At 65.0% G+C, this 19,081-nt stretch carries 16 protein-coding genes; 9 read left to right on the top strand and 7 right to left on the bottom strand.

The features are described 5' to 3' along the window. Positions 1-159: 159 nt before the first annotated feature. Complete coding sequence (locus QA635_RS03145; RefSeq protein ID WP_283066850.1) at positions 160-1,071, top strand: ABC transporter substrate-binding protein; 912 nt, start codon at positions 160-162, stop codon at positions 1,069-1,071. After that, entirely contained in the window at positions 1,068-1,382 is a 315-nt protein-coding gene (locus tag QA635_RS03140) for a type 1 periplasmic-binding domain-containing protein (protein ID WP_283066848.1), read from the top strand. The genes QA635_RS03145 and QA635_RS03140 overlap by 4 nt, the downstream gene beginning before the upstream one ends. A 138-nt stretch (positions 1,383-1,520) precedes the next feature. Here the strand turns inward: QA635_RS03140 and QA635_RS03135 are convergent, their stop codons facing one another. The 4 genes from QA635_RS03135 to QA635_RS03120 form a co-directional block, all read right to left on the bottom strand. Beyond that, the gene (locus QA635_RS03135) at positions 1,521-2,351 is read right to left on the bottom strand and encodes a helix-turn-helix domain-containing protein (protein WP_283066847.1); all 831 of its coding nucleotides are present in this window, start codon (positions 2,349-2,351) and stop codon (positions 1,521-1,523) included. 196 nt (positions 2,352-2,547) lie between these two features. Then, entirely contained in the window at positions 2,548-3,204 is a 657-nt protein-coding gene (locus QA635_RS03130) for a glutathione S-transferase family protein (RefSeq protein WP_283066846.1), read from the bottom strand. After that, complete coding sequence (locus QA635_RS03125; protein WP_283066845.1) at positions 3,204-4,373, bottom strand: acyl-CoA dehydrogenase family protein; 1,170 nt, start codon at positions 4,371-4,373, stop codon at positions 3,204-3,206. Before QA635_RS03125 ends, QA635_RS03130 begins: the two co-directional genes overlap by 1 nt. Positions 4,374-4,660: 287 nt before the next feature. Continuing rightward, positions 4,661-5,797: an acyl-CoA dehydrogenase family protein gene (locus QA635_RS03120; RefSeq protein WP_283066844.1), complete on the bottom strand. Its 1,137-nt coding sequence runs from the start codon at positions 5,795-5,797 to the stop codon at positions 4,661-4,663. Positions 5,798-6,012: 215 nt separating this feature from the next. On the opposite strand from QA635_RS03120, the gene QA635_RS03115 reads away from it, so the two are divergent. Both QA635_RS03115 and QA635_RS03110 read left to right on the top strand, forming a co-directional pair. Then, a complete protein-coding gene (locus QA635_RS03115) occupies positions 6,013-7,554 on the top strand; it encodes an acyl-CoA synthetase (RefSeq protein ID WP_283066843.1) in 1,542 nt (513 codons plus the stop codon). 125 nt (positions 7,555-7,679) lie between these two features. Further along, positions 7,680-8,900, top strand: a complete 1,221-nt coding sequence (locus tag QA635_RS03110) for an ABC transporter substrate-binding protein (protein WP_283066841.1) — start codon at positions 7,680-7,682, stop codon at positions 8,898-8,900. Positions 8,901-9,123: 223 nt separating this feature from the next. Here QA635_RS03110 and QA635_RS03105 read toward each other — a convergent pair whose 3' ends face one another. Beyond that, positions 9,124-10,056 (bottom strand): IS110 family RNA-guided transposase, encoded by a 933-nt coding sequence (locus QA635_RS03105; protein WP_283064566.1) that lies wholly within the window; start codon positions 10,054-10,056, stop codon positions 9,124-9,126. Between the two features lie 204 nt (positions 10,057-10,260). Next, positions 10,261-11,025: a helix-turn-helix domain-containing protein gene (locus tag QA635_RS03100; protein ID WP_076834862.1), complete on the bottom strand. Its 765-nt coding sequence runs from the start codon at positions 11,023-11,025 to the stop codon at positions 10,261-10,263. Between the two features lie 199 nt (positions 11,026-11,224). Here QA635_RS03100 and QA635_RS03095 point away from each other — a divergent pair, with 199 nt between their 5' ends. The 3 genes from QA635_RS03095 (at position 11,225) to QA635_RS03085 (ending at position 16,686) form a co-directional block, all read left to right on the top strand. After that, positions 11,225-13,498 carry a marine proteobacterial sortase target protein gene (locus QA635_RS03095; protein WP_283066839.1) on the top strand — a complete coding sequence of 758 codons (2,274 nt, stop codon included), beginning with the start codon at positions 11,225-11,227 and terminating at the stop codon, positions 13,496-13,498. 204 nt (positions 13,499-13,702) lie between these two features. Then, positions 13,703-14,293 (top strand): class GN sortase, encoded by a 591-nt coding sequence (locus QA635_RS03090; RefSeq protein ID WP_283066837.1) that lies wholly within the window; start codon positions 13,703-13,705, stop codon positions 14,291-14,293. Positions 14,294-14,463: 170 nt separating this feature from the next. Beyond that, positions 14,464-16,686: an acetate--CoA ligase family protein gene (locus tag QA635_RS03085; RefSeq protein ID WP_283066835.1), complete on the top strand. Its 2,223-nt coding sequence runs from the start codon at positions 14,464-14,466 to the stop codon at positions 16,684-16,686. A gap of 102 nt (positions 16,687-16,788) precedes the next feature. Here QA635_RS03085 and QA635_RS03080 read toward each other — a convergent pair whose 3' ends face one another. After that, entirely contained in the window at positions 16,789-17,550 is a 762-nt protein-coding gene (locus tag QA635_RS03080; protein WP_283066834.1) for a S1 family peptidase, read from the bottom strand. A gap of 134 nt (positions 17,551-17,684) precedes the next feature. Here QA635_RS03080 and QA635_RS03075 point away from each other — a divergent pair, with 134 nt between their 5' ends. Beyond that, on the top strand, positions 17,685-18,317 hold the full coding sequence (locus QA635_RS03075) for an HAD-IA family hydrolase (protein WP_283066832.1): 633 nt from the start codon (positions 17,685-17,687) through the stop codon (positions 18,315-18,317). A gap of 168 nt (positions 18,318-18,485) precedes the next feature. Then, positions 18,486-18,803: a hypothetical protein gene (locus QA635_RS03070; RefSeq protein ID WP_283066830.1), complete on the top strand. Its 318-nt coding sequence runs from the start codon at positions 18,486-18,488 to the stop codon at positions 18,801-18,803. Positions 18,804-19,081 lie beyond the last annotated feature (278 nt).

The following is a 19,081-nucleotide window of genomic DNA, read 5'->3' as shown; positions in this document are numbered from 1 at the left end:
ACTTTGCCTTCGCGCCATCTTGCGTTGACTGGCTAAGTGGATGCGCTCACGACACAATCCGTCGCCAGCCGGTTAACACAAGACGCGACGCCCGCGTCGCGCCTAACCTTGCTGCCAAGCAGAAGCGGCGCAACAAGCCGGCATCACGGGGAGAACGTCATGGTCTCGATCAACCGGCGCAGATGGCTCACCGGCGCGGCAGGCGCGGGACTTGCCGCGGTCGCAGGCGTCCGAGCTTCACTTGCCGAGGACACGCCGGGCGTCACCGCGACCGAGATCAGGATCGGCAGCACCACTTCGCTCAGCGGCCCGGTATCCGCGCTCGGCGTGCAGGCGCGCTGTCAGGAAGCCTATTTCAAGATGCTGAACGAGCAGGGCGGCATCACCGGCCGGCAGATCAAATACATCTACTACGACGATGCGTTCAACCCGGCGAAGACGGTCGAGCAGGTGCGCCGACTGATCGAAAGCGACAATGTCGCCTTTCTGTTCAACATGCTCGGCACCGCGCCGAACTCGTCGGTCGTCAAATACATCAACGCCGCCAAGGTGCCGCATCTGTTCCTGTCGGTGAATGGCGACAAATGGGGCGACTACAAGACCTATCCCTGGACCATGGGCTTTGCGCCGAGCGCGCGGACCGAGGCGCAGGTGTTCGTCAAATATGCACTGAGCCAGAACAAGAACGCGAAATTCGCCGTGCTCTATCAGAACGACGACCTCGGCAAGGATTTCGTCGCCGGGGCCAAGGATGTGCTCGGCGAACGGTTCGCGACCGCAGCCGTGGTTGCCTCGCACGAGGTGACCGATCCCACAATCGATTCCCAGATCGTGGCGCTGCGCGGCGCCAATCCCGATATGCTGATCTCGGGCACCACGGCAAAGTTCTGCGCGCAGTCGATCCGCAAGATCTATGAGCTCGGCTGGAAGCCGATGCATTTCATCGCCAGCGGCGCCGCCTCGATCTCATCGACTATCGCGCCTGTCGGCCTCGACAAGTCGCAGGCACGATCTCGTCAGCCTATGTCAAGGACGTCGCCGACCCCGCCTGGGCCAATGATCCCGGCGTGAAGAACTTCCTCGCCTTCATGGAAAAGTACTTCCCCGACGGCAATCCGAAAGAGGGCTACAACCTCTACGCCTACACGGTGGCGCAGGTGCTGAAAATCGTGCTCGAGCAATGCAAGGGCAATTTCAGCCGCGACAACATCATGGCGCAGGCCAACAACCTGAAGGACATCGAGGTCCCGACGCTGTTGCCCGGCATCCGCGTCAACACCAGCCCGACCAATCATCACCCGCTGCAGCAGCTTCAGCTGCAACGGATCGAAGGTCCGGGCTGGCTGCGGTTCGGCGAGGTGATTCAGGGCGCGAATTTGTGAGCGGAGGACAACTCAAGTGTCGTCCCGGCGAAGGCCGGGACCCATAACCACAGCCGTCAATTGATTCGCGAGATCTCTTCCATCCCGCATCACGGATAGATCACGCGGTATGGGTCCCGGCTTTCGCCGGGACGACGACTAAGTCAGCGCGCGTTCGCTGGCGGCCTGCCCGGTGCGGTAGATCGCGAGATCCCGCGAGCCGGAGAAAATCGCGCGCGGCTTCAGGCCATAGAAGCGGCGGATCGAATGGCTGAAATGCGTCGAGTCGGGATAGCCGATATCCTGCGCGAGATGCGCGAGGTTGATGTCCTGGTTGGCGAAGTGCAGCAAATGCCGCGCGCGCTTCCAGGCGCGGAAGGAGCGGAACGAGATCCCGGTCTCCTCCTTGAACAGATGCAGGAAGCGCGAGGGCGATAGCCCGGCCTCCGCAGCGCAGCCCGCCGCAGTCACCGGCTCGCCGGAGAATTGCCCGATGCGGCCGATCGCGCGCACGACACGCGGATCGAGCACGCGCTGCGGCAGCGCGTCGCCGAAGCACATGGTGTCGAACTCGGCATTCGCGATCGCATCGCGATGCTGCATGTCGGCGAGCGTCGCATAGGCGTTGCGAATGCGATTGGCGAACAGATGGGAGTCCGATCCTTGCAGACGGCGGGCGACGGCTTCGAGCGTGCCGTCGGGCACGCTTTCCGGCTCGATCGCGACGCAGATCGCCGAGCGATATTCGCTGGTGATGGTGTGGCGGAGGTTCGGCATCGTCACCGCGAGCTCGCCATGCGACTCGCGACCTTCGCTGGTTGACAGATGCAAGCCGTCGCGGATCGCGACATAGACATGGAATGCACCGGGACAGCGCTCGCGCGGGCGGCCGAGCAGCCCGGCATAGAACACCCGTTCCGGCGTGATCAGCATCCGGTGACCGGATTGCTGGCTGGAGCTCTGGCACTTCGCGTCCACGATCGCGTCCATGGCGGTTCCTCCTCGCGCGGCTCTTTGGGCCGCTGCGGCGGAGCTACCATAACGCAAATTCGCACGCTGTCACCGATGCGAAATGTCGTCATTCCGGGGCGCATCGAAGATGCGAGCCCCAATGCGCAGTTGCGCATTGTGGAATCTCGAGATTCCGGGTTCGATGCTGACGCATCGTCCCGGAATGACGGAGAAGTTACGGCCGCGCCCGCGGCGCAACGTTCTGTTCCTGACCGGCTTTTTGCTCCGCCGCGACCGCGCGCTGGTAACCGTCGCGCTGCTGCAGCCGCGCCCAATAGGCCGCGACATTCGGCCCGAAATCCTTGGCGAGGCCGATATTGCTGGCGAGACGGAGCGCATAACCGTTGGCAATGTCGGCCGCCGTGAAGCGTTCCGCGCAGAGGAATTCCGACTTCGCGGCGGCGGCCTCGACCGCGCGCAGGCGGCCCAGGAACCATTTTGCATAATCGCCCGAGACCTGCGGGTTGCGCCGCTCCTCCGGCTCAAGCTGGCTGTAGCGGAGCACCAGCGTCTGCGGGAAGGTCAGCGTCGCGTCGGAAAAATACATCCAGTTCAGGAACGCGCCATAGGCCGGCTCGTCGACGCCGACGATCAGCGGCGTCGGGCCGTATTTGGTGCCGAGATAATGGCAGATGCCGGAGGACTCCGTCATTCTGGTCTCGCCATCGATCATGAATGGGATGGTGCCGAGCGGATTGATGCCGAGATATTCCTTGGCGAACACGCGCGGCGGGAACGGCAGCATCTTCAGCTCATAGGCAAGCCCGAGCTCCTCCAGCATCCACAGCGGACGGAACGAGCGCGCGGCGTCGCAGTGATAGAGCGTGATCATCAGGCGTTTCCCTTTTGCTTCAGGCCAGGCAGCGTGCCCATCATCTTGCACAATACCATGAGCATGACCTCGTCGGCGCCGCCGCCGATTGAGGTCAGGCGGCTGTCGCGATAGGCGCGGCTGACCGGCGTCTCGTTGGTGAAACCCATGCCGCCCCAATATTGCAGGCAGGCGTCGGTGAGCTCGCGGCCGAGCCGGCCAGCCTTCAGCTTGGCCATGGTCGCGAGCCGGGTCACCTCCTCGCCGGCCACCAGCGCCTCGCCGGCACGATAGATCAGCGAGCGCAGCAGCTCGACCTCGGTCTGCATTTCCGCGAGCTTGAAGTGCACCACCTGGTTGTCGAGGATCGAGCCGCCGAACGCCTTGCGGTTGCGAGTGTAGTCGATGGTCGCGTTGATGATGAATTCATGGGCCTTCAGGCAGGCCGCCGCCCCCCACAGCCGTTCCTCCTGGAACTGGATCATCTGGTAGGTGAAGCCCTGGCCCTCCTCGCCGATCCGGTTGCGCTTCGGCACCCGGACATTGTCGAAGAAGATCTGTGCAGTGTCGGAGGAGCGCATGCCGAGCTTGTCGAGCTTGCGCGCGATCTGCACGCCCTTCGTCTTCATCGGCACGCAGATCAGCGACTTGTTGCGATGGACCGGGCCGTCGCTGGTGTTGGCGAGCAGGCAGATCCAGTCGGCCTGGGTGCCGTTGGTGATCCACATCTTGCCGCCATTGATGACGTAGTCGTCGCCGTCGGCGCGCGCACTGGTCTTGATCGAGGCGACGTCGGAGCCGGCACCGGGCTCGGAGACGCCGATGCAGGCGACCTGATCGCCGGCAATCGCCGGCGCCAGGAATTCGCGCCGTACCTCGTCGGAGCCGAACCGCGCCAGCGCCGGCGTCGCCATGTCGGTCTGCACCCCGATCGCCATCGGCACGCCGCCGCAGGTGATGGCCCCCAACTCCTCGGCCATCATCAGCGCGTAGGAATAATCCAGTCCCTGGCCGCCGAACTCGACCGGCTTGTTGAGGCCGAGGAAGCCGAGATCGCCGAGCTTCTTGAACAGCTCATGCGCCGGGAAGATGTCGGCCTTCTCCCATTCGTCGACATGGGGATTGATCTCGGCCGCGATGAACTTCTGTAGTGCGCGGCGCGGTTCGTCGTGGTCGGCGGTGAAGAGCATGTTCTCGAACTATCCTTTGTCATTCCGGGGCGATGCGAAGCATCGAACCCGGAATCTCGATCCATTACCTCTGGATTCCGGGTTCGCGCTGGCGCGCGCCCCGGAATGACCTTTCCTTCTCACCTCCCCGTGAAAGGGGAGGTCGGCGTGCTCGGCAACGCCGAGCGGGCCGGGTGGGGGTCAACTGCCAGTCGGGCTCGCGGCTTGACCCCCACCCTGCCCTCCCCTTTCAGGGGGAGGGTTCACAATCCGTCTTTTCGCCGCGACCACATCATCACCTGACGCGATCACAATCCCATCTGTCGGCTCGCGAGGTCCTTCATGATCTCCTCGGTGCCGCCGCCGATCGCGTTGACCTTGACCTCGCGGTAGATGCGCTCGACCTTGACGCCGCGCATGAAGCCGGCGCCGCCGAAGATCTGCACCGCCTCGGAGGCGCAGTGCGCCATGGTCTGCGTCGCCTGGTTCTTCATCATGCAGATCTCGGCGACCGGGCTTTCGCCCTGGCCGAGCCGCCATGCCAGCATCTCCAGCATCGCCTGCGAGGCCGCCACCTTCTGCGCCATGTCGACGATCTTGTGCCTGATCACCTGGTGTTGGGCGATCGGCTTGCCGAACGTCTTGCGCTCCTTGGCATAGGCGACCGCCTCGTCGAGGCAGACGCGCGCATAGGCAGTGCAGCTCGCCGCCATGCCCATGCGCTCGCTGTTGAAGTTCTGCATGATAATCTTGAAGCCCTGGCCTTCTTCGCCGATCAGGTTCTCGACCGGCACGCGGCACTCGTCGAAGTGAAGCGTCGCGGTGTCCGACGCCCACCAGCCCATCTTCTTCAGCTTGGTGCGGGACAGGCCGGGCGTATTGCCTTCGATCAACAGCAGGCTGACGCCGCCGGGACCTTCGCCGCCGGTGCGCACCGCGACCGTCAGATAGTCGGCGCGCATGCCCGAGGTGATGAAGGTCTTCTCGCCGAAGACGACATAATGATCGCCGTCGCGCCGCGCCCTGGTGCGCAGGTTCGCGACATCGGAGCCGCCGCTCGGCTCGGTGATCGCGAGCGCGGAGATCTTCTTGCCGGCGAGCACGTCCGGCAGCACCCGCGCCTTGACCTCGGGCCGCGCGGCGCGCGCGATCGGCGGCGAGCCGATGGTGTGGCTCATCAGGCTCGAGGAGACGCCGCCGGCGCCGGCCCGCGCCAACTCCTGCGAGGCCACGATCTTCATGAACTGGTCGGCGGCGATCCCGCCATACTCTTCCGGGAAGCCAAGGCCGAGCAGCCCGATCGCGGATGCCTTGGCATAGAGCTCGCGCGGAAACTCGCCGTCCTCGTCCCATTGATGGGCATAAGGCTCGATTTCCCTGGCAATAAAGCGCCGCATCACCTCGCGAAAGGCCTCATGCTCGCCGGTGTAGAACGGGTTTGCCATCCGCGTGCTCCGTTGATTCTTCTCTCCGACGATGTCCGGATTTCTCCCGGTTCACTTGCGTCGAGTGGCTGCCATCGGTGCCGACGCCCGGTCCGGCGATTTGCCAGCCACTAAACGCAAGACAGTATCCTTATACGCCCCCTCCACTGCCAATTCATGGCATCAATTGAGCCAGGAACAGGCGGCGCAAGACTGCCGTTCCGGAGGAGGGAAATTTGCCGGTTCGTTATTACGACTGGATCGCGCATCATCGCCGGCGCACGCCGGACAAGATGGCGCTTGTCGATCTCGCCAGCGATCGCCGCTTCAGCTATGCGGAGCTCGACGCCCGCGTGTCGCGGCTTGCGGCCTGGCTGCGCGATGGGCTGAAGGTTGCCCGCGGCGACCGCGTCGCGGTGCTGGCGCTGAACACGACGGATACGCTGGAGGTGCAGTTCGCCTGCTTCCGGATCGGCGCGATCTTCCTGCCGCTCAACACCCGCCTCACCGTTCCCGAGCTGCGCTACATCACCGGCGACGCCGCGCCGAAGGTGATGATCCACGACGACGATCTCGCCGAGACCGCGCTTGCGGTGGCAAAGCTCTGCAATGTCGCTGCGACCGTGAGGCTCGGCCCCGGCGGCGCCTATGAGGCCGGCATCGCGGCAGCCACGCCGCTCGAGCGGTTCGAGGAGGTCATGCTCGATGACATCTCGACCATCATGTACACCTCGGGGACGACGGGCCAGCCCAAGGGCGCGATCATCACGCATGGGATGACGTTCTGGAATTGCGTCAATCTCGGCGGCCCCGCCTACATCTCGCCGGCCTCGGTGCTGCTCACGGTGCTGCCGCTGTTCCACACCGGCGGGCTGAATTGCTACACCAACCCGGTGCTGCATGCCGGCGGCACCGTGCAGATCATGCGCGCCTTCGATCCCGGCGAGGCGCTGAAGCTGATCGGCGATCCCGCGCAGGGCATCAACGTGTTCTTCGGCGTGCCCGCGATCTACCAGTTCATGGCGCAGCACCCGTCCTTCGCTACGGCGGATTTCAGCCGCCTCGTCATTGGCGGCGTCGGTGGCGCGCCGATGCCGGTCCCGCTGCTCAAGACCTGGGAGGCGCGCGGCGTCGCGCTGCAGCAGGGCTACGGCATGACCGAGACGTCGCCGGCGGTGATGGTACTCGACCGCGAAGATGCCGCGCGCAAGGCCGGCTCGTCCGGCAAGCCGGTGCTGCACACCGAGGTCCGCATCGTGCGGCCCGACGGCAGCGACGCCGCGGTCGGCGAGCTCGGCGAACTCTGGGTCAAGGGCCCGAACATCACGCCGGGCTACTGGAACAGGCCGGACGCCAACGCCTCCTCGTTCACCGACGGCTGGCTGCACACCGGCGACGCCACGCGGATCGACGAGGAAGGCTTCTACTACATCGTCGACCGCTGGAAGGACATGTACATCTCGGGCGGCGAGAACGTCTATCCGGCCGAGGTCGAGAGCGTGCTGCATCAATTGGCCGCCGTCGCCGAGGCCGCGGTGATCGGCATCCCCGACGAGCAATGGGGCGAAGTCGGCTTGGCGATCATCGCCGTGAAATCTGGCCATTCGCTGACCCCGGCCGAGGTCCACGCGCATTGCCAGGCCAATCTGGCGCGGTTCAAATGCCCGCGCCTGATCGAATTCATCGAGGTCCTGCCGCGGAACGCGACAGGCAAAATTCATAAGCCGACGCTCCGGCAACAATTCAGCCGGCCGAAGCCAACCGATACCGCGGCGTGAGCCAGACGCGCGCCGCGCGTTCCGGGATTCGCCGCGACAAGGATTGCCCCGCTGCCGTCTGCCGGGACCGGCTGCGGGTTCGTTGCGTAAGTCCCCAACCAAGATCAATCGAGGAAATTGCCTTTATGAAAACAACAACACTGTCGCTGCTGGCAGCCGCCACGGCGCTCTGCCTGCTCTCCACCCAGGCCGCCTTTGCACAAAAGAAGTATGATACCGGCGCCTCCGACACCGAGATCAAGATCGGCAATGTCGAGGCCTATAGCGGTCCCGCCTCCGCCTACGGCATCATCGGTAAGACCGAAGAAGCCTATTTCAAGATGATCAACGACCAGGGCGGCATCAACGGCCGCAAGATCAACTGGATCTCCTATGACGACGGCTACTCGCCGCCGAAGACCGTGGAGCAGATCCGCAAGCTGATCGAGAGCGACGAGGTCTTCCTGGTGTTCAACGCGCTGGGCACGCCGACCCAGACCGCGGTGCAGAAGTATCACAACGCCAAGAAGGTGCCGCAGCTGTTCCTCGCCACCGGCGCCAGCAAGTGGAACGATCCGAAGGATTTCCCGTGGACCATGGGTTTCCAGCCGAGCTATCGCGTCGAGGCGCGGATCTTCGGCAAGTACATCCTGAAGGCCAAGCCAGATGCCAAGGTCGCGATCTTCTACGCCAATGACGATTTCGGCAAGGACTACCTGGTCGGCTTGAAGGAGATCCTCGACAAGTCGAGCGTCAAGATCGTCGCCGAAGAGAGCTACGAGACCACCGAGCCGTCGATCGACTCCCACATCGTCAAACTGAAGGACACCGGCGCCGACGTGTTCGTCAACATCTCGACGCCGAAATTCGCGGCGCAGGCGATCAAGAAGATCGCCGAGCTCAACTGGAAGCCGATGCAGGTGATGACCGACGTCTCGATCTCGATCGGCGCGGTCATGAAGCCCGCCGGGCTTGAAGCTTCCGAAGGCGTGCTCTCGGCCGGCTACCTGAAGGACGCGTCCGATCCGCAGTGGAAGAATGACGAGGGCATGAAGAAGTTCATGGCCTTTGCCGAGAAGTACATGCCGGGCGCCAACCTCGCCGACGCCAATCTGGTCTATGGCTACGCCGCGGCGCAGACCATGGTGCAGGTGCTGAAGCAGGCCGGCGACAACCTGACGCGTGAGAACGTGATGAAGCAGGCCGCCAGCCTCAAGGACTTCACGCCCGACACGTTGATCCCCGGCATCAGGATCAACACCAACGCAACCGACTTCGCGCCGGTCGAGCAGCTCAAGATGATGCAGTTCAAGAACGGGCAGTGGGAGCTGTTCGGCGACATCATCAGCGCCGAGACCGGCGGCTAGCGCGACGCGCACCACGAGCAATAATGTCGCGAAGCCGCCCCTTGGGGCGGCTTCGTCGTTTCGGCGAGCACTCTCACCGTCACCCTGAGGAGCCGCGAAGCGGCGTCTCGAAGGGTCGACGGCCCGGCTCCCGAGTCGATGCATACGGGCCGTGCATCCTTCGAGGCTCGCCCAGCGGCGCAATCGCGCCGCAAGGCTCGCACCTCAGCGACTGTGTTCTTCGTCAAGCGGATTGCCATGGTTTTTGGTCCCTGAGCATGGCGTTGAGGGTTGTGAGGACTTTGCGTGCAACGGCGATGAGGGCGACCATCTTGGGCTTTCCAGCGGTCACCAGGCGTCGGTAGAAGACCTTGAGCTGCGGATGGTATCGGCTGGCCGACAGGGCGGCCATGTAGAGCCCGGCGCGCAGCTTGGCCCTTCCACCGCCGATCATGCTCTTGCCCTTCCAGCGGCCCGACTGGCGGGTGAACGGGGCAAGACCGGCGAGGCTCGCAATCTGACGCCGATTGAGCGTGCCGAGCTCGGGCACCTCGGCGAGGAAGGTCCGTGCGAGGGTGTTGCTCACGCCAGGAAAGCTGACCAGCAACTCCTCCTTGGCGCGCCAGACTGGCGAGCCGCGCACCAGCGTGTCGATGTCGTTGTCGATCTCCGGCAGCTCCTTCTCGAGGACCTTGATATGGCGGGCAAGGCTCTTGCGGACGCGGACGTTCTCGGCCCGCTTCTCGCGCTGACGCTCGGCAACGATCATCTCGATGATCTGCCGTCGGCGGCTGACCAGTTCGGCCAGCAGCCGGGCTTCCTGATCCGGCATCGCACGCGGCTCCGGCTGCACCGCCTCGACAAACCGCGCGATGACCGCCGCATCGATCGGGTCCGTCTTGGCGCGCTGGCCAACCGCCTGCGCGAAGTGCCGGATCTGGGCCGGGTTGACCACCACCAGCGGCAGCCGGGCGCCGGCCAGCGCCGCAGCAACGATCGTCTCGAAGCCGCCGGTTGCCTCCACCGCAATCAGCGCCGGCGAGATCGCCTGCAAGCGCGCAACGAGCTCTTCCAGGCCTTTGCCGTCACGCGCCACGGCAAAGGCTTCTCCGCTCGGACGGACATGCACGTCCAGTCGGTCCTTCGACACATCAATGCCAACGTAGATCGCGTCCATCTGCACCCATCCTTGCGCAACCGGGCTCGCCAGGCGGCCCTCGCGACTGTTCGGGTTCAATGGAACAACGGACGGGGCGCCGCGCTGAGGTCCGGGCTTCAAAGCCCTGGGATGAAGCGGTCTCCCGTCCGTTACCGCACCGGACACTCTATCCGATCCAGTGCCTCCTGACTTACAAGGATGACGGACCTAACTCTGCCGTTGTCATCCCGGCAAGAAAATCGCGAAAGGCTCATCGATCGTTCGACGCAAATGCTCGCGATAGGCGGCGTAGTTCGCGTCATCCGCCGACACCCGGCCGAGGCTGGGCTTGGGCACGTTCTTCACCGGCAGGAACGCGATCGGCGCGGCGACCGGCGTCAGCAGTGAGCCGCGGCCGGCGAGCAGCGTCGTGATGATGCCGTACATCTCGCCGGAATTGCGCGGGCGCGACACCGTGATCACGCGATGCTGGCCGTGCCTGTTGGTCACGAGGTAGACGAAGCCGGATTCGTTGGGCACCGCGACTTCGCCGTACTGCGTATAGTCGGCGTCCTGCCGCTCGCCTTCGCGGAAGCCGAGCGATGACGACGCCTCGTCCCAGGTGATCTCCGTCCGATAGGCGTAGAGTGCGCCCTGCTCGCCGAACGACGGCCGCACCGTGATGTAGGTCCCTTCGATCCGCGCCACCGCGCGGCGGGAATAGGATCCGAGGCTGTCGGGCGCGATCCCGCCATTGGCGGGTGCGGCCACCGTGATCGTCTCCGGCAGCTTGCGCAAGGACACACCCAGCGCCTGTTCCAGCCGCACGGTGGTCGCCAGCGTGAACGGGCGGCGGCCGCCGAGCACCTTCTCCAGGGTCGAGAGGCTGAGCTTGGCCTGCTCGGCCAGCGTCTGCCGCGAGATGCGGCGGCGCGCGATCTCCTCGCGGATGGTCTCCGCGACCTGCTGGCTCTGCTCGGCGGATAGCTGCTTGTCAGGCGTCGGCATCCAGATTCCTGCCCGGTTCCCCTTGATTCCGCGCAGTCTAGCAGACCGGACAATCCATCACCAAACCGCACAAATCCGCCTCAGCCGGCGGCGGGCCGCGCCGGACGGCGGCCAATCATTGCCGATCATTCTGCTCGCGCCAAAACCGCCGTTCTCCATGATCGCGAGGCAGCGAAAGCCTCGCTCGGGAGTGACGAAAATGACGATTTACGATGCATGTGAGAGCAACCCGCAGATCCGCCTGTCGCGCAGGATGCGCATTGCGCTGTTCTTTCTGGTGGAAGGTGTGGCCGCGCTGGCGATCGGCTTTGCAGCCTTGTTCGTGAGCTTCGATCCGGTGTGGTCGGCCGAGCTGCCGCGACAGGCGGTGCTGCGGCCGAGCGATGCGCGTTCCGGCTCGCTGCTGTTCAAGACCGACGACGGCTATGCCGACGCGACCAGGCTCGGCATTGACGTCGACCTCACGGTGTCGGGTCCGACGGTCCGCGCCCGCGTCACGCAGATCTTCCGCAACCCGACCAAGGACTGGGTGGAGGCGACCTATGTCTATCCGCTGCCGGCGGGCGGCGCGGTCGACACGCTGAAGATGGTGGTCGGCGACCGCGTCGTGGTCGGCGACATCAAGGAGCGGCAGCAGGCTCGCGCGATCTACGAGCAGGCCAAGCAGAACGGCCAGAAGGCCGCGCTCACCGAGCAGGAGCGGCCCAACATCTTCACCAATTCGGTCGCCAATATCGGCCCCGGCGAAACCGTGCTGGTGCAGATCGAATATCAGGAGTCGGTGCAGCAGAACGGCAACGAGTTCTCGCTGCGGGTGCCGATGGTGGTCGGCCCGCGCTACAATCCGCGCCCGGTGGTGCAGAGCGTCGATCTCCGCGCCGACGGCAACGGCTGGGGCGCAACGTCAACCGATCCCGTGCCGGATCGCGACCGCATTGCGCGCGAAGTGCTCGATCCGGCAGAGAATGCGCCGGTCAATCCGACCAACATCACGGTGCATCTGAACGCCGGCTTCCCGCTCGGGGAAGTGAAGAGCCATTTCCACCAGGTCAGGATCGAGAGCCCCGACAGCACCACGCGCGTCGTCAAGCTCGCCGAAGGCCCGGTGCCGGCCGATCGTGATTTCGAGCTCACCTGGAAGCCGGCCGCCGAGAAGGCGCCGTCTGTCGGGCTGTTCCGCGAGCATGTCGGCAATTCCGACTATCTGCTGGCCTTCGTCACCCCGCCGTCGGTCGAGCAGACGCAACAGAAGCCGTTGCCGCGCGAGGTGATCTTCGTGATCGATAATTCCGGCTCGATGGGCGGCACTTCGATCATCCAGGCCAAGGCGAGCCTGACTTACGCGCTCGGCCGCCTGCAGCCGACCGATCGCTTCAACGTGATCCGGTTCGACGACACCATGGACACGCTGTTCCCGTCGCCGGTCGCGGCCAACAGCGCCAATATCGGCAACGCGACGGCGTTCGTCAGCGCGCTGCAGGCCCGCGGCGGCACCGAGATGGTGCCGGCGATGCGCGCGGCGTTGTCCGACACCAACCATGACGACGCCAATTACGTCCGCCAGGTTGTGTTCCTGACCGACGGCGCCATCGGCAACGAGCAGCAATTGTTCGAGACCATCAGCGCGCTGCGTGGCCGCTCGCGGGTGTTCATGGTCGGCATCGGCTCGGCGCCGAACACCTATCTGATGACGCGGGCCGCCGAGCTCGGCCGCGGCACCTTCACCCATATCGGCTCGGTCGAGCAGGTCGACGAGCGCATGCGCGGCCTGTTCGCCAAGCTGGAAAATCCCGCGGTGACTAGCCTCTCCGCGAAATTCTCCGAGGCGGCGGCCGACCTGACGCCGTCGGCATTGCCCGACGTCTATCGCGACGAGCCGCTGGTGCTGGCCGCCAAGCTCGACAAGCTGGCCGGCTCGGTCGAGATCAAGGGTCGCATCGGCGACCGCCCGTGGAGCGTGACGCTGCCGCTCGCGAATGCCGCTGAAGGCAAGGGCCTGTCGAAACTGTGGGCGCGCCGCAAGATCGCCGATGCTGAGGTCGCGCGCACCACGCGGCAGGACAGCCCCGAGGACGCCGACAAGACCATCCTTACGCTGGCGCTGGAGCATCAGCTCGTCACGCGGCTGACCAGCCTTGTCGCGGTCGACAAGACGCCGAGTCGTCCAGACGGCGAGCCGCTGAAGCTCTCCGAGTTGCCGCTCAACCTGCCCGCCGGCTGGGATTTTGCGAAGGTGTTCGGCGAGCGTCCGAGTCTGCCGGCCGTGCCGGGCGAGCGGCGCGCCGACGGTGGCGACAGCAAGGTGCAGCTCGCTGCGCTGAAGCGGTCACCGGTCGCCACACAAAGTCCCGGCACAATCCAACTGCCGAAGACCGCGACCGACGCGGAGCTGAAGATGATCGCGGGCGTGATCCTGCTCACGGTCAGCCTTCTCCTGCTGGTGTTCAACCGGCGTCAGACGTCGCCCCAATGACGTCGGATGAAAGGAGGAGGTGCCCCCCAACCTCCTCCTTCAAGAGCGCGCGCGGCCTTCCACCCGTCCCCCAGGGGCCGCGCGCGCAACTCTTTTCCAACCCGCAATGTCATTCCGGGGCGATGCGCAGCATCGAACCCGGAATCTCGAGATTCCGGGTCTGGTCCTTCGGACCATCCCGGAATGACGGCAACAGGCGCAACAATGCCCCGCTTCATCCCATCCCTCGGCTTCGCCCTCATCGGCCTGATCCTGTTCGGCCAGGGCGCCTATATCCACGCCAAGGCGCTACTCGCACAGGTGCTGCTGGAGCGTGCCTTCACACAAAGCATCGCGACCGGCCAGCCGGTGAAGCCGTGGAGCTGGGCCGACACGTGGCCGGTGGCACGGATCGAGGTGAAGCGCCTGCACGCGTCCGCGATCGTGCTTGCCGGCAGCAGCGGCCAGGCGCTGGCGTTCGGCCCCGGCCATGTCGAACAGACCGTCGATGCCGGCGAGCGGGGCGTCGCGGTCTATTCCGCGCACCGCGACACGCATTTTCACTTTCTCAGGGATGTCACAATCGGTGACGAGATCGACGTCACGCGCAGCGACGGCAAGATGTTTCGCTATCGGGCCGATCGCAGTTCGGTGGTCCGCTTCGATCAATCGGGGATTGATCCGCTCACCGACCGTCGTGAACTGGTGCTGTCGACCTGCTGGCCGTTCGATGCGCTGACATCGGGGCCCGAGCGTTATCTGTTGCACGCGACTTTGGTCGAAACGGATTCGCGCCCGCGCGGATCGGGTTCCTGATACGCAATCAATTTTGCGCCTGCCGGGATATTGCGCGCGGTGCCCTGACCTGCGCCAGCATGAGTTGCTACCCCCTTTCCCTCGCCATAAAAACAATGAAAAATCGCGCGCCTCACGGTGATCCGCCGTGGCCAGAGGAAACAAAGACAACAAGGATAAGGGCAGGCTCCATGGAAGCTTTCGCAAGCACCGCGTCTCATGTGTCCCACGAATGGGCGCCGCCCGCTGACGCCAGCGATATCGTCAAGAGCATCCACGCGATGCTGCATCCGCGCAACATCGTGCTGGTCGGCGCCACCGACAAGCCCGGCAATTACGCCGAACGGATCTGGAACAATCTGGTCAAATACGGCTACGCCGGCGGCCTCTATCCGATTAACGCCAAGCGCGAAGCGATCTGGGGCGTCACCTGCTACAAGGACTTCGCCAGCCTTCCCGAAAAGCCCGACCATGTGCTGGTTCTGGTGCCGGCCCGGTTTGCGGTACAGGTGATCCGCGATGCGGCCGCGGCCGGCGCGCGCTCGGCGACGATCGTCACCTCGGGCTTCAGCGAGCTGCAGGATGAGGAAAGCCAGCGGCTCGCGGTCGAGCTGAAGCGGGCGATCAAGGAGACCGGGCTTGCGGTCACCGGTCCGAATTGCCTCGGCAATCTCAGCGCCGGCGAAAACCTGTTCACCAATATCGACGACCGCATCGTCACCATGGAGCAGGGCGCGGTGGCGATCGCCGGCCAATCCGGCGCGATCGTGATGGCGATCCGCCAGGCGCTGGAGGATCGCGGCGTCGGCGTCGGCTACATGGTCACGACCGGCAATGAATCCGGCCTCGAGACCCCGGACCTGATGAGCTATTTCGCCGCCGATCCGAGCATCCGCGTCATCGTGGTCTATCTCGAAGGCGTCAGGAACACGAAGGTATTCCGCGATGCCTGCAAGGCCGCGCGCGCCGCCGGCAAGCCGGTGATCGCGCTCAAGCTCGGCGCCTCCGAAGGCGGCCGCGCCGCGGCGATGGCGCATACCGGCGCGCTCGCCGGCTCGATCGAGACCTTCGATGCGATCTCGACCCGCGAAGGCGTGATCCGGGTGCGTGGGCTGGATGAACTGATCGAAACCACCGAGTGCTTCGTCCATGCCGATCCGCCGAAGGGCAATCGCCTCGCGGCGGTATCGCTATCGGGCGGCAAGCGTGGCCTTCTGATCGACGCGTTTTATTCCGCCGGCCTGAATTTTGCGCCGTTGAGTCCGAACGCCTCGGAGCAGCTGGCAAAAATGCTCGGCCCCGGCAGCATCGTCGGCAATCCGCTCGACGCCGGCTTTGCCGCGGTGGTCGATCCCTCCGTCTACATGAAGTCGATCAAGATCATGATCGACGATCCCGACACCGATATCGTCATCATCGATGCCGAGCTGCCGAAGGCGCCACACGAGCTGCGCGAGCGCAATTTGCGCATCGTCAACGAGATGGCAGGCCAGGCCAACAAGCCGGTGATCTATATCAGCGCGATGTCGATCGGCTTCACCGAATTCACCAAGGGACTGCGCAAGTCGCTGCCCGATATCGCGGTCATGCAGGGCCTCGACCGCGCTGTCGGCGCGATCAAGTCGCTGATCGAATATGCCGGCCTGCGCAAGGAGGTGCCCGATATCGCCTCGAGCTCGAAGGCATCGGCGCGCGCGGTGCTGGAGAAGACGCTGAAGGCCGCCAACGGCGCCGCCGCGCTCGACGAGGTCGCCTCGAAGAAGCTGCTCAAGGCCTACGGCATCCCGATCTCAAAGGAAGAGGTCGCGCAGACCGCGGCCGAGGCCGTGAAGATCGCCAAGCAAATCGGCTTCCCGGTGGTCGCCAAGGTGGTCAGCCCCGACATCCTGCACAAATCCGATATCGGCGGCGTGGTGCTGAATCTCGCCAATGCGGCCGAGGTGAAGAAGGCGTTCAACGACATCACCGCGCGGGTGAAGAAGCTGAAGGGCAAGCCGAAGCTCGAGGGCATCCTGATCGCACAGCAGGTCAAGGCCGACCTCGAGCTCGTGGTCGGCGCCTCGCTCGACGCCGAGATGGGCCCCGTCGTGCTGTTCGGCACCGGCGGCGTCGATATCGAGCTGATGAAGGACGTCGCCCTCGCCGGCGCGCCGCTCGACGCCGCCGAGGCGAAGGAGCTGATCGCCAGGACCAAGGCCGGGGTCAAGATGAAGGGCTACCGCGGCAAGCCCGCGCTGCACGAGCCGTCGGCGGTGAAGGCGCTGGTCGGGCTCGCCAATCTGATGGCGGACGCCAACGGCCGCATCGCCTCGATCGACGTCAACCCGTTCCTGATCAACAGCAAGCTCGGCGTCGCCGTCGACGGCCTGATCGTGCTGAACAACGCCGCCGCGAACAAGGCCGCGGGGCATTAGGTTCGGCGCACGCTCGCAGTTCCGTCATCCTGAGGTGCGAGCGGAGCGAGCCTCGAAGGATGACGGAACTCTGAGCGCGTCAGCGGTTCGACCGCCATCGCGCTAAAAGCTCGCACCCCACTGCCGCGCGGTCTGCATTACCCAGTCGCGATAGAGTGTCAGCGGCGTCACGCCGGTGATGCCGCCGCAGCCGGCGGCGCCGTTCGGCCCTGTCGACCAGCTCACCACGCCGACGATTGCGGGGCCGCCCTGCTTGTCCTCGAACACCGGCGCGCCGGAATCGCCGGTGCAGGCCCCGAGCCCGTCGCGCACGCCCTGCCCGACCGGATCGACGAGACGGATCTGCAACGTGCCGGGCTTGCCGCTCGCGATCAGGCCGGCGACGCGGGTGGCGCCGCCGCTTTTGCCGTCGCCGCGCACGGTGACGCCGACGCCTGCGATGGTGAAGCGGCCGCCGACCTGGATCGGAACGTTTGGCATGCCGAGCGCGGCCGGCGCCTTGTCTGCGGCCGGCGCCGCCAGTTGCAGCAGCGCGACATCGGCGGTCGCGACATGATTGGTCATCGCCTGCATCCGAAAGCCGGGATGGATCGCAACCGTCCTGACGTCCTGCAGCTTCGGCTGCCTGTCCGCGCCATATTCGACAATCTTGTAATCGGCACCGGGCTGCACGCAATGCGCCGCGGTCAGCACGACCTTCGGCGCGATCAGCGCGCCGGTGCAGAAATTGCCGCGCGAGCCGACGATGGTGACGACGGAGCGCGCAACGCCATCCGTCGACGGCGCGCCACCGCCGACGATGGCGAAAGCCGGAGGGCAGACCAGCGACACGAGAACGGCGAGGATCAGGCGGGATGTCTTCATCGGCGAAGCAATAGCCCGCTCCGCGCGGGTCGCCAAGCACCGAACGAGCACCGAACAAGCGCCGGATCGGGCTGGTCCCGGTCTGCGATCCGTGTTAGCCGCTCCTCAAGCAACGCATCATTGGGCAGGAAAGCATGATCGAGGCAGTGATCTGGGATTTCGGCGGCGTGTTGACCACCTCGCCGTTCGAGGCGTTCGCGCGCTATGAGACCGAGCGCGGCCTGCCGATCGACATCATCCGCCGCACCAACGCCGCCAACCATCTCGAGAACGCCTGGGCCAAGTTCGAGCGCGCCGAGATCGATATCGACGCATTCGACGCGCTGTTCGCCACGGAATCGAAGGCGCTCGGCGCCGAGGTGCGCGGCAAGGACGTGCTGCCGCTGCTCTCCGGCGACCTGCGCCCCGAGATGGTCGAGGCGCTGAAGCGCATCAAGGCGAAATTCAAGACCGGCTGCATCACCAACAATCTGCCGGCGAACGCGATCGGCAGCCGCAGCGGACGCACGCTCTATGTCGCCGAGGTGATGGCGCTGTTCGACCACATCATCGAGTCCGCAAAGATCGGCCTGCGCAAGCCCGACCCGCGGATCTACCAGATGATGGTGGAGACGCTGCAGGTGAACCCGAAGAACTGCGTCTATCTCGACGATCTCGGCGTCAATTTGAAGCCGGCGCGCGAGATGGGCATGACCACGATCAAGGTCGCGAATGCCGCGCAGGCAATCGACGAGCTTGAAGCCGCGACCGGCCTCACGCTGAGGTGAAGCGGGTTACGCGCCCATTCATGCCGCATTCACGCGGCGGCTTCTAATTGTCGGCCTCCCCCCGGGTCACGGCGCGATCGCATCGTGACCCCTTTCCCGGTCTGAGCATGACGTTCCGGAAAACCGACGTCCACTTCTCCGGATCATGCCTCGCGGAGGCACTTTCCCATGAAATCTCTTGTCGTCGCCCTTGTCTCGGCTGGTTCGCTGCTGATCCCGGTTGCAGCGCTCGCGCAGACAACGCCGGCCCCCACAACAGCGCCGGTGGCAGCTCCCGCGCAACAGAGTGCGTCGACGGCGGCGCCCGTGCCCGGTGCGAAGCGCGCGGCCTGCCAGAGCTCGGCGAAGGCGCTGAAGGGCCAGGAGCGGCACGACCAGATGCAGCTCTGCATGGCGCAGGCGCGTCTCGACTGCCTGAAGCAGGCCATCGACCAGAAGATCACGGGCCCGCAGCGCAAGGATTTCGTGAAGAGCTGCGCGGGTTGACGGTAGCCGGGCTACGAGATTCTTCTCCTTCCCCCTGAAAGGGGGAAGGTCGGGATGGGGGTCAGCCGCAGACGCCGGCGTTGATGGAGAGAGTAGATCCCCACCCGCTTTGCTCTGGCGAGCAAAGCGACCTCCCCTTTTCAAGGGGAGGTTCGAACTACACGCTAACAAGCGTAGCCCGTATTGCGCTTGGCGGAAATACCCCGGAACCATGCGCTAACCCCATGCCTTTGCGGGCCAAACGAGCCTTGTGCTTTGCCCGCAACGGGCGCAGAACA

Origin of the sequence: Bradyrhizobium brasilense, assembly GCF_029714345.1 — a bacterium.
Taxonomy (GTDB): Bacteria; Pseudomonadota; Alphaproteobacteria; order Rhizobiales; family Xanthobacteraceae; genus Bradyrhizobium; species Bradyrhizobium australafricanum.
The sequence above is the reverse complement of the archived record's forward strand: the minus strand, read 5'-3'. Positions and strand labels throughout refer to the sequence as shown.